Below are 17,733 nucleotides of genomic sequence, written 5' to 3' on the forward strand. Positions count from 1 at the left end.
AGGCGCACCCATGGTCGAAAACCGTCCCTTCCTGACCTTCCTGGCGCATCTGGTGCTGATCCTCGGCGTGGCCTTCGTGGCCCTGCCGGTCTGGATCGCCTTCGTCGCCTCCACCCATGACCAGGCCACCTTCCTGGGCGGCTCCATGCCGCTCTGGCCCGGCTCGAACATGTGGGAGACCTACCGCACGATCCTGACGGATGGTGTGCCCAACTCCGGCACGCCGCCGCTGACGATGATGATGACGAACTCGCTGATCATGGCGCTGATCATCACCTTCGGGAAGATCGCCATCTCGGTGATCTCGGCCTTCGCCATCGTCTACTTCCGCTTCCCCTTCCGGGTGCTGGCCTTCTGGATCATCTTCGTGACCCTGATGCTTCCGGTGGAAGTGCGGATCATGCCCACCTTCAAGGTGGTCGCCGACCTCGGGCTGCTGAACAGCTACGCGGGCCTGTCGATCCCGCTGATCGCCTCGGCCACGGCGACCTTCCTCTTCCGTCAGTTCTTCCTGACCATCCCCGAAGAGCTGGTCGAGGCCGCGCGCATCGACGGCGCCGGGCCGATGAAGTTCTTCCGCGACATGGTGCTGCCGCTCAGCCAGACCAATATCGCGGCGCTCTTCGTCATCCTCTTCATCTACGGCTGGAACCAGTACCTCTGGCCGATGCTGATCACCACGGACGAGAAATTCTACACTGTCGTCATGGGCATCAAGCGGATGTCCGACGTGGCCGACAGCGACCCCCAATGGAACTTCGTCATGGGCTCGGCCATGCTGGCCATGCTGCCGCCCGTGCTCGTCGTCATCTTCATGCAGAGGCTTTTCGTCAAAGGCCTCGTGGAACAGGAGAAGTAATCATGGCCGGTATCAAGCTTTCCGCCGTGAAAAAGACCTACCCCGGCAGCAGTGAGCCTGCCGTGAAAGGTGTGGACCTGGATATCCAGGACGGCGAATTCGTCGTGCTGGTCGGCCCCTCGGGCTGCGGCAAGTCCACCCTTCTGCGGATGATCGCGGGGCTCGAGACCATCTCGGCCGGCGAGATCGTCATCGGGGACAAGGTGGTGAACACCATGGAGCCCGCCGAGCGCGACATCGCCATGGTGTTCCAGAACTATGCGCTCTACCCGCATATGTCGGTGCGCCAGAACCTCTCCTACGGGCTGAAGAACCGCAAGATGGCCCGCTCCGAGATCGACCGCCGCATCGAAGAGACCGCCGCCATCCTGCAGATCGGCGACTACCTGGAGCGCAAGCCGCGCGCCCTTTCGGGGGGCCAGCGCCAGCGGGTCGCCATGGGGCGGGCCATCGTGCGCGACCCCGCGGCCTTCCTCTTCGACGAGCCGCTCTCGAACCTCGATGCCAAGCTGCGCCTGCACATGCGTGGCGAGATCAAGCATCTGCACAACCGCCTGCGGACGACCTCTGTCTACGTGACCCACGACCAGCTCGAGGCGATGACCCTGGCCGACCGGCTGGTGGTGCTGAACAACGGGCTGATCGAACAGGTGGGCCGTCCGCTGGATCTCTACCAGAAGCCGGCCTCGACCTTCGTCGCGGGCTTCCTGGGCGCACCTGCGATGAACCTGATGGAGGCCGAAGTGGCCGAGGGCGCCCTGATGCTGGGCGGCGCGGCGCTGGCGGGCGGGCTGCAGGCCCGGCCGGGCCGCGTCACCGCCGGTATCCGCCCCGAGGCGATCCGCCTGCGCGCAGAACCCGGCAACTTCCGTCTCGACTACGTGGAAGAGCTGGGCGGCACGCGGATCGTGCATGGCCATATCGGCGCGCAGCGCATGATCGCCCAGACCGACCTGGCCACCGAACTCTCTGACGAGATGACGGCGGAGCTGCCCGGCGCAGAGCTGCACTTCTTCCACGCCGAGACCGGCCAGCGTCTGTGAACCAGGACGCCTCCGGCACCTGACCAGAGCGGCCCGGATCATGTCCCAAATGTGGCATGATCCGGGCCGTTTGCCTTGGCGGCCCCCTCTGCGGCACCGATTCGCGCGGTTGCGCAAACATGTCGGTACGCATCTGAACTTTGGCAAAACGAGGCTAATTCGCGTCAGAAATGTGGCGATCCGCGATTTTTGCAACTGTGGACTTGTGCGAAAGAAGCGGCTTCAAAGCGCTTTTATAGGGTCCTGTACCCCCGCGTATGCTTCTCAGCCCCCACTTCGCTTGGTACGATTTTCAGGACGAAAGTCGTGTGTGTCAAAATTTTTACCTAGTGGGGTGCTCCATGGAGCTGGTGTGTGTTCTGTGCCTTATTGTGTTCTTGTCTCTTTCCGCGATGGGACAAGCGAACGGTTTAACCCCTGCCCAAGCGATGGCAGGACGCGGTCTTCATTCTCTTCGCAACATGCAGCGCAAGCGTGCATGGGAACGGGCCACCGCGCGGCCCGAGCCGGTCTGCCGTCAGGGCGGTGCCGAGGTCGACGCGCCGGTGCCGGCTTCCGCCGGGGGCTCCCGCCCGGCGGAAGCGCCGAACATGATGCTGGTGGTCGAGGGTCTTTGCCTCGACACACATCGCTTCCCTGCCGAACTGGGCGATGGCTCTGCCGAAACCGAAGGGCGTGACTGGCTTGATATCACGCGGCTCCGTCGCGGCCCCGACGGCGTGCCGCGTCTGTCCGAGGAACTTCTGGTGGCGCTCGACTGGGCGCGCGATCCCGAAGGCCTCGGCCAGGCGGGCACGTCCGAGGCGCTGACCCTGGTGATCCCGGTGCGCCATGTGCCGCTGGCCGATTACGCCGCCTATGCCCGCGAGCTGGCGCTCTTCGCCGCCCTCGTCTTGCGCCGCGCCGGTGGCCAGGTCCGGGCCTTCGAGATCGGCACCGCCGACTGGACCGAGATCGGCGCCGGTGAATATGCCACCAAGGCCCGCATGGTGATCGCCGCGCTGGAAGGCGCGATGGATGCGATGGACCTGCGTGGCGGCGCGCGTCCCGAGATCCTGGTGCAATTCCCCCTGCCGCCGCGCCCGCCCTGCGCCCGTGACGAGACCCCCGCAGCCGATCGTGCCATCGGCAAGGGTCTCGAGGCCCGCAAGGCCGAGGTTCTGGGCGCTGCCCGTGCCATCGACACCCGGTTCACCGCCGAAGACGGCGCGGTCGAGATCTCGGCCTTCGAGGACGAGGGCCGCGTGGTGGCCTATGTCCGCTCGCGGGTCGCCACGCCGCTGGCGCTGGATGTCGACTTCTCCGACCTGGTGCCCTCCTGGCAGATGGTCCAGGCGCGCCGCATCGGCCTGGCGGGCGGCTCTGCGCGCCGGGGTGGCGCGATGCGCCAGGGCAACGTGATGCGCCTTTCGGCGCCCGTGACCGAGGCCGAGGGCTGGGCCCTGAGCATGGTCGAGATGGATGACGGTCTGCTGGACGTGGAACTGGCGCCCTTCGAGGCGGTCGAGGTGGTCTTCCATCTTTCCGCCACCAGCTCCGAGGCGCAGCAGATGCGCCTGGTGGATGGTGGGCAGTCGAGCTTCGACACCGCCCGCGACCCGCGTCGTGGCTCTGCCGCGACGGGTCGGGAGGGCGGCGGCCTGAAGGGCAGCCCGCAGCCCGACGAGATGATCGGCTGGATCGGAGAGGATGTCTTCGTCTTCGGTCAGGACTGTGACGAGACCGGCCCGGTGATCCGCGATTTCGCCCCCGGCCGCGACGTGATCGACCTGGTGCTGCCGGGCCTCAGCGCGTCGGACCTGCGCCTGCGCGACCACGCCGAGGGCGTGCTGATCGAAGCCGGCCCCGATGCGCGTTTCCTGCTGGGCGGCCTGCTGCGCGCCGAGCAGATCGACCTGTCGCGGGATATCCGGGTGCTCTGATCTCTCCACGCCCCAAGCCGCGACCGAAACGGGCTCCGCCATGGCGGGGCCCTTTTGCGTCGCGCGGACGGGCTCAGAGCCGGCGGAACGGTCCCCGGAAGCGCCAGAGGTGGAACGCCAGTGACAACGCCCCCAGCCAGGAGGCGACCGTGATCATCAGGAAGACCATCTCGCTCAGTCCACGCACCGGAATGCTGTAGCCAAGAGCGATGAGCCCGGCGCCGAGCGCGGCAATGAAGCCCAGCCAGCCCAGCCCGCGGATGCGCCGCAGGAGCGCGGTGGCCAGCACGCCCCAGAAGATCCCCGCGAAGAGCAGCGCCAACAGGTGCTCACCATGGCTCAGTGCCGCCGCCACGAGGTGCATCAGAGCCGAGACATAGAAGGCGCTGGCGGCCAGGAAGAACCCGTCAGTGAAGTTGCTGCGCATGTGGTGTTCCTCTCAGCTTTCCGGGCAGGGCATGCCCGCCGCGCCCCAGGTCAGGATATCCTCGACATGGGTCTGCAGCGAGTAGGGGGCGGGTTCGCGGTTGCCGCCGGGGTTCCAGCCCCAGAGCACGAAACCGCGGTGGCCCGCGTCCTCGGTCAGGTGCCGGGCCAGCTCGACCCAGTCGCGCCCTCCGGTGCGCTCGGGGTCCGAAAGCTGGGCGCAGACCTGGGCCGCGCTGCGGTCGAACCACTGGAATTCGACCGGCGGCAGGCGCCAGTCCAGCCCGGCGCGGGGCGGGGCATGGGGGTCGGTGTCGAAATCGCCGTTGGTACGGTGGCAGGTCGAGCAGAGCAGCGTCTCGGCGCCGATCCGGCTCTCGCCCGCGGTGATGTTCATCCCATGCGGGCGCGGCGCGCCGTAGGAGGGGCCGGACCACATCGGCCGGTTGTCCTCGCCCACGTGGCAATTGGCGCAGCGCGGGTGGCTGACCACCTCGTAGATCCGCTCGAAAGCTTCGGCGCCCAGGGTCGGCGGGACCGAACCGGGCTCGGGGATCTCGAAGGAGATCTCTGGCCCGCTGGTCTCGGCACCCGCCGGGCCGAGCGCCAGAGAGAGCGGCGCCAGGGCACAGAGCAGGGCGGCCAGCCCGAGGCCCGCGCGTCTGGTGATGGCTTGGCTCATGGCGGGCTCCTCAGGCGAAGGTGACGAATTTGTCGAAAGGCATCTCGCGCAGGCGTCGCCCGGTGGCGGCGAAGATCGCATTGGCCAGAGCGGGCGCGGCGGGGGGCACGGGCGGCTCGCCGATGCCGCGCACCTTGGGGCCGGTTTCCAGCACCCGCACGTGGATCGGCGGGCATTGGTAGAGCCTGAGCCCCGCGTGGGCGTGGTAATTGGTCTGCTGGGCCATGCCGTCGGCATAGGTGATCTCCGAGTTGATCGCATGGCCGAGGCCGAATACCACACCGCCCTGGATCAGGTTCTCGATGTTCACCGGGTCCAGCACCCGGCCCACGTCGGCGGCCACCCAAGCATTGGTCATGCGCAGCCCTGCCGGCGTGTCCTCGACCTCGATCACCTCGGCGACGGGGGTGCCGAAGGACATCACCATGGCCACGCCGCGGCCGCGCCCCTCGGGCAGCGGCTCGCCCCAGGAGCACATCTCAGCCACCGCTTCCAGGCAGGCGCGGGCGGGGGCGTAGTTGCACAGGCGCAGGCGTTCCAGCAGCGGATCGGCCTGGCCCTCGTGGATCAGCTCGTCCAGGGCGCTTTCGGCGAAGAAACCCGCATGCGAGGCACCGACAGAGCGCCAGGAGCTGATCGGCGCCAGGTCCGGCGCGCGATGGGCCGTGACCCTGAGCGCGGGGATCGCGTAGGGCATGGACCAGGCGCCGGCGACGATCTGGCTGTCGGGACCCGGCACCGACAGGCCGATCCGCGACATCTGCGACGCGGTCACCGAGGGCGCGGCAATGGAAAGGTCCAGCGCCTCGACCTCTCCGCCCAGGATCGTGCCCTGGGCCCGCGCCATGGCGATCTGGCGGGGGAAGTCATGGGCCATGTCCTCTTCGCGCGAATAGGTCAGCTTGACCGGGGTGCCACGCAGGGCGGTGCCGATCTCGGCGGCGCGGGTGACGTTCTCGAATTCCAGCCGGTGCCCGAAGGAGCCCCCGGCATATTGGTTGTGCAGATGCACGGCCTCCAGAGGCAGGCCGGTGATTTCGGCCACCATCTGCTGCGCCATGCCGGGGAACTGATGCGCCACCCAGATGTCGCAGCGGTCCGCGGTGACCTTGATCAGCGCGCCGATGGGTTCCAGCGGGGCATGGGCCAGGTAGGGCGCGCGGTATTCCATCGGCCAGCCGGTGGCCCGGCTCTCGGCATCGCCCTCGTCACGCCAGACCTTCTCGGGCGGGGCGTCCAGGGCATCGCTCAGCGCCTGCCAGTGGTCGGCCTGTTCGGCGGGGAAGGCGGCGGGCCCCCAGGTGCATTCCAGCGCCTCCGCTCCCTTGAAGGCGGTCCAGGTATCACTTGCGATGACAGCCAGGCCGCCGGTCACGGGCAGCACCCTCTCGACCCCCGGCAGCGCCCGTGCGGCGCTGTCGTCATGAGCCTCGAGCACGCCGCCGGGGCGGGGGTTCAGGCGCACCGCGGCATGGACCATGCCGGGCAGCCTCAGGTCGATGCCATAGGTCAGGGTGCCGGTGGACTTGGCCAGCACGTCCAGCCGCTGCATGGGCTTGCCGAGGATGCGCCACTGGCCGGGGTCGCGCAGGGGCACGTCGTAGCGCGGCCGAAGCTCTGCGGCGAGCTCTGCCAGCTCGACATAGGGCAGGGCGCGACCGTCGGGCAGATGGACCGCACCGCGCTCGGTGCGCAGCTCTTCGACCGCCACCCCATGGGCCCTGGCAGCGGCGAGCTTCAGCGTCTCGCGGGCCATGGCCCCGGCCTGACGCAGCTTCTCGTAGCTGTCGGGCACCGAGGACGAGCCCCCCGTCCCCTGCAGCCCGAGCGCCCCCATAAGCCGCCCCGCCACATCGCGCGAGATCTCGGCCAGCGGGGTCATGTCCTGGGTCATGAAGGGCAGGCCCTCGTCGGCAAGGGCGCGGTTGGCATAGGCGGCAGCGGGCGGGCCGGTCTCGATCACCAGCTCGGGCTGGTCGAGGTCCACGTCCAGCTCTTCGGCGATCAGCGCCGCCTGCATGTGGCGGATGCCCTGGCCCAGGTCGGTATGCGGCGCGATCAGGGTGATCCTGCCATCGGCGATCCGAATCCAGGGATTGAAGCTGACCGCCTCGGGGGGCAGGTCTTCGGCCAGCGGGTTCTCGGGCTCGCGGTTGAGCGCATAGACCCCGAAGGCCACACCCCCGGTGACGGTGACGGAGCCCAGGATGAAGGCGCGGCGGGTCAGGCGGGTCAGGCGCGACATGGCTCAGCCCTCCAGCTTCTGGGCCGCGGCGTGAATGGCGGCTCGGATACGGGGATAGGTGCCACAACGGCAGAGATTGCCCGACATGGCGGCGTCGATCTCGTCATCCGAGGGGGCGGGGTTGAGATCCAGCAGGGCCGCGGCCTGCATGATCTGGCCCGATTGGCAGTAGCCGCATTGCGCCACCTGGTGCTCGACCCAGGCGTCCTGCACCGCGTGCAGCGCCTCCGGGCGGCCCAGGCCTTCGATGGTCAGCACTTCGGCGCCCTCGAGCTCCTGCGCCTGGACCTGGCAGGCGCGCACAGCCTGGCCATCCAGATGCACCGTACAGGCCCCACATTGCGCGATGCCGCAGCCGTATTTGGTGCCCGTCAGCCCGAGGTGGTCGCGCAGCACCCAGAGCAGGGGCATCTCGGCGGCCACGTCAACGCTTTGCGCTGCACCATTTACCTTGAAGCTGACTTTCATCGCCCGTCCTCGCTACCAGCGCATTGCGCGTCACTAAACACTTCCCGACCAGCCTATCAGAACATCCGGCAAAGGCACTCGCAATACGCGACAAAGCTCCAACGGATCCTGCCAGACGGGCAGAATGACTTGGCGGGACCAGGGGGCCGGGGCAAGTTGACCCCGAGGGGCCCAATGCCCAATCTAGCCGAAAAGAAAGTTAGTTTCATGAGTCATGTCCGCAAGTACCCGGTCCGAGCCTCTATCCGCCAAGCTTGTGCGCTGCTTCATCTTTCCGAGGGCCGGGTGCTCAGCCGTGCGGGGCTGTCGGCGGATTTCTTCAATGGCCCGGAAGAGCTGGTGGATGTGCGCGGCTTCTTCCGCCTCTGGCATGCGATCGAAAGCGAGGCCGAAAGCCTCGAGGTGCTCTTCCTCGCGGGGATGGAGGCGGCACGGGGCCCGTTCAATCCGGCGCTTCTGGCCTTTTCCTGCAGTCCCGACATCAAGACCGGGATCGAGCGGATCGCCCTTTTCAAGCCGATTGTCGGGCCCTTCCGGCTGGACAGCAGCCTTGCCGGCGGGCGCCTGAGCGTGGTCTGCCGCTCTTCCCTGTCTGCCATGCCGCTGCCGCCGACCCTGGCAGCGCTCGAGGCGGTTTTCCTGGTCAGCTGCGCGCGGGTCTTCACCGGCAAGCCCGTCATGCCGCTGGAGGTGGCCGTGCCCGACCCGACACTCTATTCTGAGGTGATCCGGAACCAGCTCGGGGTGACGCCGCGCCGGGGGGCGGGCTGCACCGTGGTCTTCTCGGAGCAGGACGCGCTGCGGCCGCTGATCTCCGAGGACACCGCCTTCTGGGGGCTCGTGCAGGCAGAGCTGCACAGCCGGCTGAACGCCGAACAGGCGCGGGCGGAAGAGCCCGCCCTGTCCGAGCGGCTGCGCGACGTGCTGGTCGACATGCTGCCGGGCGGGCAGGTCTCGGTCGCGCAGGCGGCGGCCCGGCTGGGTCTGTCGGAGCGTTCCCTGCAGCGGCGGCTGAAGGCCGAGGGGACCTCTTTCCAGTCCCAGCTCGACCGGGTGCGCTCGGACCTGGCGCGTGCCTACCTGGCGCGGGGCGACATGGGGGCGGAAGAGATCTCGTACCTCCTGGCCTACCGCGATCCGAACAGCTTCTACCGCGCCTTCCAGGGCTGGACCGGCATGACCCCGGCCCAGGCCCGCGGCGAGCTGGCCGAGTAAGCCGCCGAAAGGCTGGCAAAATCGCGCGCCACCTGCCACTTATGGGGTGGGTAAATGCGGAGTGGCGGCATGGCTGTGACCCAGTCGGATTGGATCGAGAATTTCGAGGGGCTGAACCAGCTGCCCTCCGAGCTGAAGGAGGAGCTGGTCGCGGGCTCGCGCATTGTCGAGATGAAGGCCGGGACGGTGGTCTTCTCTCCGGGCCAGTCGGCGGACAACCTGCTGCTTCTGCTGCGTGGCACGGTCCGCGTGCAGCAGAAGTCCGAAACCGGGCGCGAGGTCTTCCTCTACCGGGTTCACGCCGGTGACAGCTGCGTGCTGAGCACCGCCTGCATGCTGGCCTTCGAGGATTACGCCGCCGATGGGATCGCCGAGACCGATATCCGCGCCGTGGCCATTCCCCGCGCGACTTTCGACGATCTGGTGGGGCGCTCGAAGCTGTTCCGCCAGTTTGTCTTCCGGGCCTATTCGCGGCGGCTGACGGATCTCTTTACCTTGATCGACGACATCGTCTTCCAGCGCATGGACGTGCGCCTGGCCGCGCGGCTGCTGGAGCTGGCCGAGGATGACGTGGTCCGCGCCACGCATCAGTTTCTGGCCAATGAGCTGGGCACGGCTCGGGAGGTGATCTCCCGGACCCTGGCCGAGTTCCAGCGCCGTGGCTGGGTCGAGCTGGCCCGTGGCGAGGTCCGCATCGTCGGCCGCGCCGGGCTGCAGCGCCTGGCGCGTTCGGCCGGGACCTCCTAGCGCACTTCGGGCGCGCGCGTCGGGGTCTGGCTTCGGGTCTAGTATCCGGGCGGCAGGGCGATTTCCCAGCCCGTGGGCCAGATGGCGACGATATTGCCCTCTCTCGCAGCCAGCGCCGGGGCCCAGGCGGGCCCGACGACGGGCATCGGAAGTTGCTGAAGAAAGACCAGCAGCCAGAGCCCCGCCACGACCGCCGCTGCTGGCGCCCAGATCCGCCGCAGCGCGAGGCCCAGCAGGTAGAAGAGGCCGGTCACCGGGTGCAGGAACCAGCACAGCAGGGCCAGGAAGAGCCACGGCGCGGGCTGCCGTCCGGCGACCAGCGCGGCGGCGAGCACCAGAAAGACCAGCGGAGCATGGTAGTATCGCGCGGCCGCGCTTGGGACGGTGAGGTATTCCTCGGGCGAACCGAGGGCCAGGAAGGTGCTGAGGATGGCAGAGAAGAAGGCCGTGGCAAGCATCAGCAGCGCCGCCAGGTTGCCCTGTCGCCAGGCGGCCCAGCCCAGGGCGGCATGGGGCAGCAGCAGCAGCAGGGGCAGCCAGATCAGTCGCAGGTCGCCGTCCCTCAGATCGGTCAGCCGGGCGAGGCTCCAGTCCAGGGCGATGCCATCAAGCAGCGGGTAGGCGGCGATCTTGGCCAGCGGGACCAGCAGCAGGGAGGCTTCCAGCGCAAAGTCCCGCCCGGTGACCGCGTCACGGTTCAGCATGATCAGCACAAGCTGCACGCTGGCGGTCAGCAACAGCACCGCAGCCTCGGCGCCGCGCGCCCGGTCGCGCTCCAGCAGGGCGCGCAGCAGGAAGAAGGGGCCAAGGAAATTGGCCGGCACCCCCGAGAAACCACAGAGCGCCAGCAGGGCCAGCCTTGCTCCCTGCTCGCCTCGGGAGCCGCAGGGCAGCGCCAGCAGCAGGCCGGCGATCACCGCCGTGTGGAAATGGGCATTGGTGGCATTGGCCCAGACCTCTGACGGGGTGATCATCAGCATGGCGGCCAGCACCAGCGCGCAGCCGCCGGCAGAGAGGCCCAGGCGTCGGGCGGGAAAGACCAGCAGCGCCGCCGCGCCCCATTGCAGCGCCAGGGTGCCCAGGGTGGTCACCGCAGGTGCCACCGCAAGCGGCACCTGTCCCGCAAGCCAGACCAGGAGGTTGGTCACCAGCTGAAGATGCCCCTGGAAGAGGAACCGCAGGCCCTCAAGCCCCGGCGCGCTCCAGATCGCGGGCGCGAAATAGGTCCCTTCCTCGGCCCAGAAGCGGCCCGGCGGCAGCAGGGGAGAGACCTTCCAAAGACTGAGCAGGACAAAAGCCAGGAACAACGCAGGGGCCAGGACTCTTCTTGTCTGCTGCGGGTCTGCGATCATCGAACGGGCCTCGTCTGTCCGCGCGGCGGGGCGGGTTTCAGGCTGGGCCGCGCGTCATCTGGAAATTTTTTGCGGATAAAAAGGTTTTTGTGTCAATGCATTGAACGATTTTTCATGGCAGATGTCCGCTTCTGTGACCAAGTCACCGAGTCCCAGGCCCCCGACATGCCATAAAGTGGGCGATCCGATTCACGGAGCCTGACTTTCGTCGGGGTAAACAGACAAGACGACCGGAGTGACCATGACCCGTTCCCGCTTCGCGCTCCCCCTCCGGGAGATGCAGAAATGATTACCGAATTCACCCCGCTGACCTCTGCGCTCGGCGGCATGATGGTGGGCCTTGCGGCCACCCTGCTGATGGCCCTTCACGGGCGTATCTTCGGTGCCACCGGCATCGTCGGCGGGTTGCTCAGACCCGGCGACCGCAATGACTGGATGATGCGCGCCGCGCTGCTGGCCGGCATGGTCGCAGCCCCGACGCTGCTTCTGGTGCTGACCGGGAAGATGCCGCAGATCCAGGTGCCCGTCTCGACCCCCGCGATCCTCATCGGCGGTGTCGTCGTCGGTGTCGGCGTCTTCTTCGGCGGCGGCTGCACTTCGGGCCACGGCATCTGCGGCAATGCCCGCTTCTCGCGCCGTTCGATCGCCGCAACCCTGACCTTCATGGCGGGCGCCTTCCTCAGCGTCTTCGTCATGCGCCACCTGATCGGAGCCTGACCCATGCGCCTTCTGACCGCTTTCCTCATCGGCCTGCTCTTTGGCGCAGGCATCCTGATCGCCGGCATGTCCAACCCTGCCAAGGTGCTGAACTTCTTTGACATCGCGGGCACCTGGGATCCCTCGCTGGCCTTCGTCATGGGCGGCGCCCTGCTGGTGGCCGTGCCGGGCTACCGCCTGGTGCTGGGCCGTCCGAAGCCGCTCTTCGAGCAGGGCTTCCAACTGCCCGACACCAAGCGTATCGACCTGCCGCTGATCGCGGGTTCGCTGACCTTCGGCCTGGGCTGGGGTGTCGCGGGCTTCTGCCCCGGTGGCGCACTGCCGGCGCTCGGCACCGGACGCACCGAGGTGCTGATGTTCGTCGGCGCCCTTGTCACCGGCCTGCTGCTGGCCCGTTACATCCGCAACTTGATGCAGAACAACCTGCAGACCGCCTGAACACCTTCGCCTGGAAAGGAGACGATCATGACCTATCAGACCCACCCCGAGGTGACCCCTCAGGTCACCGGCTTCTTTGACGAGGCCACCAACACCATTTCCTACGTGGTCAAGGACCCGAACTCCAACTCCGTCGCCATCGTCGATTCCGTCATGGACATCGACTATGCGGCGGGGCGGATCTCCTACCATGCCGCGGATGAGCTCATCGGCTTCATCAAGGGCAATGGCTACAAGCTGGAATGGCTGATCGAGACCCATGTCCACGCCGACCACCTCTCGGCCGCGCCCTATATACAGGGCAAGCTGGGCGGCAAGCTGGGCATCGGGCGCAACATCACCACGGTGCAGGATACCTTCGGCAAGATCTTCAACGAAGGCACCGAGTTCCAGCGTGACGGCAGCCAGTTCGACCGGCTCTTCGACGATGGCGACACCTACATGGTGGGCGGCATGGAGTGCCTTGCAATCCACACCCCCGGCCATACGCCCGCCTGCATGACCCATGTCATGGGCGATGCGGCCTTCGTCGGCGACACGCTCTTCATGCCCGACGGCGGCTCGGCCCGCGCGGACTTCCCCGGCGGCGATGCCGGAGAGCTTTACGACAGCATCCAGAAGGTGCTGGCCCTGCCGGACGATACCCGTCTCTTCATGTGCCACGACTACGCCCCCAATGGCCGCGAAATCCGCTGGGAGAGCACGGTGGCCGAGGAGAAGGCCCACAACATCCACGTCGGCGAAGGCCGCAGCAAGGAAGAGTTCGTCAAGTTCCGCACCGAGCGCGATGCCCAGCTCGACATGCCGAAGCTGATCATCCCCTCGCTGCAGGTGAACATGCGCGGTGGTGAGCTGCCGCCGAAGGACGAGGACGGAAAGACCTTCCTGAAGGTGCCGATCAACGGCCTCTGATCGCGAGGCAGGGCCCTCCGCCGCAGCGGGGGGCCGGCAATTGCGAGTACCCCGGAGGGGTCGGGACCTGGTCCCGGCAGGGGCAGGACCTCCGGGGAATGTTAATCTACTGCCCCCCAAGATTTCCGGGCGCGGCCCCGGTGCGACAGCGCCGGACCGTGCCGAGCCTGACTTGGCCCGAGCCCTTCATGCGGGGGGCAGGGCCACGGGGCGCGGTTCCCGCAAGCCGCTCCCCTGGTGCCGCAGGCCTGTCCCTGCCGGCGGCAACCAGGGGCGAACGGGGCGTCCCGACCCCGTTCGCCCCAGATTTCCCGGTTCCGGCGCCGCGCGCCGGCCTTACGAAAGATGAGACCCATGCTGCAAGGCCTTCGCCAATACCTCCCCATTCTCGACTGGGGCCGGAGCTACAGCCGCAACCAGCTGTCCAACGACCTCGTTGCGGCGGTGATCGTGACCATCATGCTGATCCCGCAGTCGCTGGCCTATGCGCTGCTGGCCGGGCTGCCGGCCGAGGCGGGGATCTATGCCTCTATCGTGCCGATCCTGCTCTATACGGTCTTCGGCACCTCGCGCTCGCTGGCCGTGGGGCCCGTGGCGGTGGTCTCGCTGCTGACCGCGGCGGCGATCTCGGACGTGGCGCAGCAGGGGACCATGGGCTACGCCGCCGCGGCGCTGACGCTGGCGATGCTCTCGGGGGCCATGCTGACGGTGATGGGGCTCTTCCGGCTGGGGTTCCTGGCCAACTTCCTGTCGCATCCCGTGATCGCCGGCTTCATCACGGCCTCGGGCCTGCTGATCGCGGCCAGCCAGCTGCGCCACGTGCTGGGCGTTGAGGCGGGTGGCGGCACGCTGATCGAGCTGGGTGAGACGCTGCTGCCGCAGCTGAGTGCCACCAACCTGGTGACGCTGGCCATCGGCCTGCCGGCGATCGGTTTCCTCTTCTGGGTGCGCAAGGGGCTGAAGCCCATGCTGCGCCGGGCGGGCCTCGGGCCGCGCCTTGCCGATGTCATCGCCAAGGCCGGACCCGTCGCCGCCGTGGTCGTCACCACCGTGCTGACCTGGGGCCTGGGCCTTGAAGAGCGCGGCGTCGCCATCGTCGGTGCCGTGCCGCAGGCGCTGCCGCCCTTCACCCTGCCGGATCTTTCGCCCGCGCTCATCAGCCAGCTCTTCGTGCCGGCGCTGCTGATCTCGATCATCGGCTTCGTCGAGAGCATTTCGGTTGCCCAGACCCTGGCCGCGCGCAAGGGCCAGCGCATCAACCCCGACCAGGAGCTGATCGGCCTCGGCGCCGCCAACCTCGGCGCGGCCTTCACCGGCGGCTACCCGGTCACCGGCGGCTTCGCGCGCTCGGTCGTGAACGATGACGCAGGCGCCGAGACCCCGGCGGCAGGCGCCTTCACCGCGCTTGGCCTGGCCTTCGCCGCTGCCTTCCTGACGCCCCTGGTCTACTTCCTGCCCAAGGCGACCCTGGCCGCGACGATCATCGTCGCCGTCCTCGGCCTCGTCGATTTCTCGATCCTGCGCCGCACCTGGGCCTATTCGCGGGGAGACTTCTGGGCCGTTGCCGCCACCATCGCCCTGACCCTGGGCTTCGGCGTCGAGACCGGCGTCTCGGCTGGGGTGCTGATCTCGATCCTTCTGCACCTGCTGAAGACCTCGAAACCCCATGTGGCCGAGGTGGGCCTGGTTCCCGACACCCACCATTTCCGCAATATCGACCGCCATCCGGTGCAAAGCGATCCCACCCTGCTCAGCCTGCGCGTGGACGAGAGCCTCTATTTCGTCAATGCCCGCTTCCTGGAGGATTGCGTGATGAACCGCCTTGCCGAAGGCTCGCCGGTCGAGAACGTCGTGCTGATGTTCTCGGCGGTGAATGCGGTGGACTTCTCGGCGCTGGAAAGCCTCGAAGCACTGGACGCCACCCTGCGCCGTCGCGGCATCAAGCTGCACCTGAGCGAGGTGAAGGGCCCGGTGATGGACCGCCTCAAGGGCAGCCATTTCATCGAGCACCTCAGCGGAGAGGTCTTCCTGTCGCAATATGATGCCTGGTGCCGGCTGGCACGGCAGGGTCAGACGCCCGGCCCGGTGAAGGCCGCTGCCGAATAGGTGGACGTATCGACTGGTCCTTGCAGGATGATCTTTGCGGGATATGATCTTTCCCGGAAACATCTTCGCGGCGTACCGATGGCCCTGATCCTGTTACTTGAAGACGAGTTTGACCAGGCGGTCCTCTTCCAGGAGTACCTCTCCAGGGAGGGGCACGAGACCCGCATCTGCACGGGTGCCCGCGAGGCGATGCAGTATCTCGCTGCCACGCCCCACGACCTGGTGATCACCGATATCTTCGTGCGCGACCGTGGCGCGGTGGTGCCCGATGGGGGGCTGCGGCTGATCGGTTCGATCCGCCGCGCCTGGAAACCCGAAGGCTGCGCCACCCCGGCCAATGTGCCGATCCTGGCGGTCTCGGGGGCCTTCGACGGGCCCAGCAAGGAGTATTTCCTGGAACAGGCCCAGGCCATCGGTGCCGACCTGGCGCTGCCTAAGCCGGTAGAGCCGGAGGCCCTGCACGAGGCGCTGGAAAAGCTGCTGAGCGCCTAGACGGTTTCGTCCCAGTCCCTCGGGCGGTCGTCCTTGCCCCCACCGGACCCGCCGCCGCTCGTGGCCAGCGCCTCGGCCAGCGCGTCCAGCAGGACCTCGGGGGGGCAGGGCTTGCGCAGCATGCGGCCTTCGACCTCCAGCCGCCGCCCGGCTTCGGCATGGCCGGTGTAGCCGGTCAGGTAGACCACGGGGATGTCCGGACGTAGCACCCGCGCCTCGCGGGCCAGGGCGAAACCGTCGAGGTGGGGCATGGCGATATCGGTCAGGATTATGTCGGCCGCCGAAGGGTCCTTCAGCAGGATATCCAGCCCGATGGAGCCGTTCTCGGCCCCGATCACCCGGTAGCCCGCGCTGGCGACCGTGGCGGTCAGCAGGGCGCGCAGGGGGTCCTCGTCTTCCGCCAGCAGCACGGTCTTGCCGTCTCCGGGCGTGATCTCTGCCTGGGCCTCGACTGAGGCGGCGGCGGGGGCAGAAGCGGCGGACGCGGGCGTGGTGCGGGGCGGCAGCGGGGCGGCAGACCCCGCGGCGCGCGGTGGTTCCGGGACAATGCGCCCGGGCCTGGCGGCGGCGACCGGCGGATTGGCAACCATGTCGCTTTCCTGGCCCTGTGGCAGGATTAGGTGGATGACCGTGCCCAGTCCGGGTTCGGACTCGATGCGCAGATCGCCCTCGGCGCCGATGGCGAAGGCATGCACCATCGACAGGCCCAGCCCGTTGCCGGACTTGCCGGGCTTGGTCGTGAAGAAGGGCTCCAGCGCGCGCTCGCGGACCTCTTCGGGCATGCCGGGGCCGTCATCGGCCACGACGATCTCGAGGTAGCGCCGTTTGGTGTCGAACTTTGGCGCATCGGGCGCCTCGGCACGGATCAGCTCCTGCCGCCGGCCCCCGCGCAGCTCGCCACGGTCGAGGGCGCGGGCGGTGATGGTGATATGGTGGCCCTGCTCGGCATCGCGCATGGCGTCGCGGGCGTTGATCACCAGGTTCAGCACCGCATCCTCGAGCATGCCGCGATCACAGAGCGCCGCCAGGCCGGGCTGTTCGAGCTTCAGCTGCAGATCCAGGTTGGTCTCGGCCAGCTGCGGCCGCGCCAGCGCCTCGATATCAAGGAAGAGATTCGAAAGTTGCAGCACCTCGGGTGCGCCGCGCCGGGGCCGGGTCGAGGTCAGCAGCCGGCCGGTCAGGCTCTGGCCGCGCTCCACCGCCTTGCGGGCGCTGGTCAGGAAGTTGCGGGTCTTCTCGGGCAGCTCCTCGGACATCGACAGGTCGAGCGCGTAGTAGATCGTGGCCAGCAGGTTGTTGACGTCATGGGCGATGCCCGAGGTCACCTGGCCAAGGGTGGTCATCCGGCTGTGCAGCTCTTCGGCGCGGCGGCGGCGCTCCTGCTCGGCCGCGCGCGAGGTGAGCTGGAAGAAGATGATCACGCTGGCCAGCAGCAGCAAGAGCGCCGACAGCAGGATGGTCTGGAACCGCAGCTCGCGGGCCTGGGCGGTCTGCCACTCGCGGATGGCCGTCTGCACCTGTGTGTGGACCCGGCGCAGGTCCAGCGCCGCCTCGTCGTCGGGCACGCGCACGAGGGCGTCGATCTCGGGGATCGACAGGCCGCGTTGCTGTGCGTCGCGGGCCAGGTCGATGCGTTCGCGGTAGGCCTTCAGCGTGCCGCGCAGGTCCGAGATGTCGATCTCCTGGTCGATCTGGAGGCCAAGGCGCTGGATGCGCAGCATGGCGGCGACGGCCGCTTCATAGCTTTCGACGGCGCGGTCGAAGTAGGCGGGTTCGTCCGGGCGCAGGATGGCGTTCTTGAAGTGGTGGATGAAGCCCGCGTAGCCGATGGCGCGCTCGAGGTCCTGCAGCGCCGAGGGCAGGGATTGGGCGGCGACCTCGGTCTGCCCTCGACGGTCGCGGTCGAGCAGCCCGTAAAGCGGCGGCGCCAGGAAGGCCAGCGCCGCGACGATCCAGAGAAGCCGCCGCATGAACGGGCGGTTGAGCAGCAGGTAGAGCCGTTCCCAGGGTTTCAGCGGTCGTTGCAGATGTCGAAAGGGCAACCGGGAACCTCCTGCGGGATCCGGCCTGTCCAGGGAAACCCTGGGCTCCGGGTCAATCCACCGATAG

Annotated in this window: 16 protein-coding genes; 10 read left to right on the forward strand and 6 right to left on the reverse strand. The window is 68.0% G+C overall.

The window, feature by feature from the left end; translation table 11 throughout:
* Window positions 1-10: 10 nt before the first annotated feature.
* The 3 genes from ugpE to CRO50_RS06835 all read left to right on the forward strand — a co-directional run bounded on the left by ugpE (window position 11) and on the right by CRO50_RS06835 (window position 3,824).
* Window positions 11-859, forward strand: a complete 849-nt coding sequence (ugpE, locus tag CRO50_RS06825) for a sn-glycerol-3-phosphate ABC transporter permease UgpE (RefSeq protein WP_097145126.1) — start codon at window positions 11-13, stop codon at window positions 857-859.
* 2 nt (window positions 860-861) lie between these two features.
* Window positions 862-1,902, forward strand: a complete 1,041-nt coding sequence (gene ugpC, locus CRO50_RS06830; protein ID WP_097145127.1) for a sn-glycerol-3-phosphate ABC transporter ATP-binding protein UgpC — start codon at window positions 862-864, stop codon at window positions 1,900-1,902.
* 461 nt (window positions 1,903-2,363) lie between these two features.
* A complete protein-coding gene (locus CRO50_RS06835; RefSeq protein ID WP_097145128.1) occupies window positions 2,364-3,824 on the forward strand; it encodes a hypothetical protein in 1,461 nt (486 codons plus the stop codon).
* A gap of 73 nt (window positions 3,825-3,897) precedes the next feature.
* Here the strand turns inward: CRO50_RS06835 and CRO50_RS06840 are convergent, their stop codons facing one another.
* The 4 genes from CRO50_RS06840 to CRO50_RS06855 are packed head-to-tail and all read right to left on the reverse strand — an operon-like array spanning window position 3,898 to window position 7,645.
* Window positions 3,898-4,251 carry a hypothetical protein gene (locus CRO50_RS06840; RefSeq protein ID WP_097145129.1) on the reverse strand — a complete coding sequence of 118 codons (354 nt, stop codon included), beginning with the start codon at window positions 4,249-4,251 and terminating at the stop codon, window positions 3,898-3,900.
* A gap of 12 nt (window positions 4,252-4,263) precedes the next feature.
* Complete coding sequence (locus tag CRO50_RS06845) at window positions 4,264-4,932, reverse strand: hypothetical protein (protein ID WP_097145130.1); 669 nt, start codon at window positions 4,930-4,932, stop codon at window positions 4,264-4,266.
* 10 nt (window positions 4,933-4,942) lie between these two features.
* Window positions 4,943-7,177, reverse strand: coding sequence for a xanthine dehydrogenase family protein molybdopterin-binding subunit (locus CRO50_RS06850; protein WP_097145131.1), 2,235 nt, complete (start codon window positions 7,175-7,177; stop codon window positions 4,943-4,945).
* 3 nt (window positions 7,178-7,180) lie between these two features.
* Window positions 7,181-7,645: a (2Fe-2S)-binding protein gene (locus CRO50_RS06855; RefSeq protein ID WP_097145132.1), complete on the reverse strand. Its 465-nt coding sequence runs from the start codon at window positions 7,643-7,645 to the stop codon at window positions 7,181-7,183.
* Between the two features lie 207 nt (window positions 7,646-7,852).
* Between CRO50_RS06855 and CRO50_RS06860 the strand changes: the two genes are divergently transcribed.
* On the forward strand, window positions 7,853-8,860 hold the full coding sequence (locus tag CRO50_RS06860; RefSeq protein ID WP_179747216.1) for an AraC family transcriptional regulator: 1,008 nt from the start codon (window positions 7,853-7,855) through the stop codon (window positions 8,858-8,860).
* A 69-nt stretch (window positions 8,861-8,929) separates the two neighbouring features.
* Window positions 8,930-9,607: a Crp/Fnr family transcriptional regulator gene (locus CRO50_RS06865; protein WP_097145134.1), complete on the forward strand. Its 678-nt coding sequence runs from the start codon at window positions 8,930-8,932 to the stop codon at window positions 9,605-9,607.
* 38 nt (window positions 9,608-9,645) lie between these two features.
* On the opposite strand, the gene CRO50_RS06870 is transcribed toward CRO50_RS06865, so the two are convergent.
* Window positions 9,646-10,959 carry a hypothetical protein gene (locus CRO50_RS06870; RefSeq protein ID WP_143516866.1) on the reverse strand — a complete coding sequence of 438 codons (1,314 nt, stop codon included), beginning with the start codon at window positions 10,957-10,959 and terminating at the stop codon, window positions 9,646-9,648.
* A 285-nt stretch (window positions 10,960-11,244) separates the two neighbouring features.
* On the opposite strand from CRO50_RS06870, the gene CRO50_RS06875 reads away from it, so the two are divergent.
* The 5 genes from CRO50_RS06875 (at window position 11,245) to CRO50_RS06895 (ending at window position 15,624) form a co-directional block, all read left to right on the forward strand.
* Window positions 11,245-11,676 (forward strand): YeeE/YedE family protein, encoded by a 432-nt coding sequence (locus CRO50_RS06875; RefSeq protein WP_097145136.1) that lies wholly within the window; start codon window positions 11,245-11,247, stop codon window positions 11,674-11,676.
* 3 nt (window positions 11,677-11,679) lie between these two features.
* Window positions 11,680-12,114 carry a DUF6691 family protein gene (locus CRO50_RS06880; protein WP_097145137.1) on the forward strand — a complete coding sequence of 145 codons (435 nt, stop codon included), beginning with the start codon at window positions 11,680-11,682 and terminating at the stop codon, window positions 12,112-12,114.
* Between the two features lie 27 nt (window positions 12,115-12,141).
* Entirely contained in the window at window positions 12,142-13,026 is an 885-nt protein-coding gene (locus tag CRO50_RS06885; RefSeq protein WP_097145138.1) for an MBL fold metallo-hydrolase, read from the forward strand.
* Window positions 13,027-13,380: 354 nt separating this feature from the next.
* A complete protein-coding gene (locus CRO50_RS06890) occupies window positions 13,381-15,132 on the forward strand; it encodes a SulP family inorganic anion transporter (RefSeq protein WP_179747217.1) in 1,752 nt (583 codons plus the stop codon).
* Window positions 15,133-15,210: 78 nt separating this feature from the next.
* Complete coding sequence (locus CRO50_RS06895) at window positions 15,211-15,624, forward strand: response regulator (RefSeq protein ID WP_157791729.1); 414 nt, start codon at window positions 15,211-15,213, stop codon at window positions 15,622-15,624.
* Here CRO50_RS06895 and CRO50_RS06900 read toward each other — a convergent pair.
* Complete coding sequence (locus CRO50_RS06900) at window positions 15,621-17,666, reverse strand: hybrid sensor histidine kinase/response regulator (RefSeq protein ID WP_099459226.1); 2,046 nt, start codon at window positions 17,664-17,666, stop codon at window positions 15,621-15,623. The genes CRO50_RS06895 and CRO50_RS06900 overlap by 4 nt on opposite strands.
* Window positions 17,667-17,733: the final 67 nt, after the last annotated feature.

This window comes from Pseudooceanicola antarcticus, assembly GCF_900215355.1.
GTDB lineage: Bacteria > Pseudomonadota > Alphaproteobacteria > Rhodobacterales > Rhodobacteraceae > Pseudooceanicola > Pseudooceanicola antarcticus.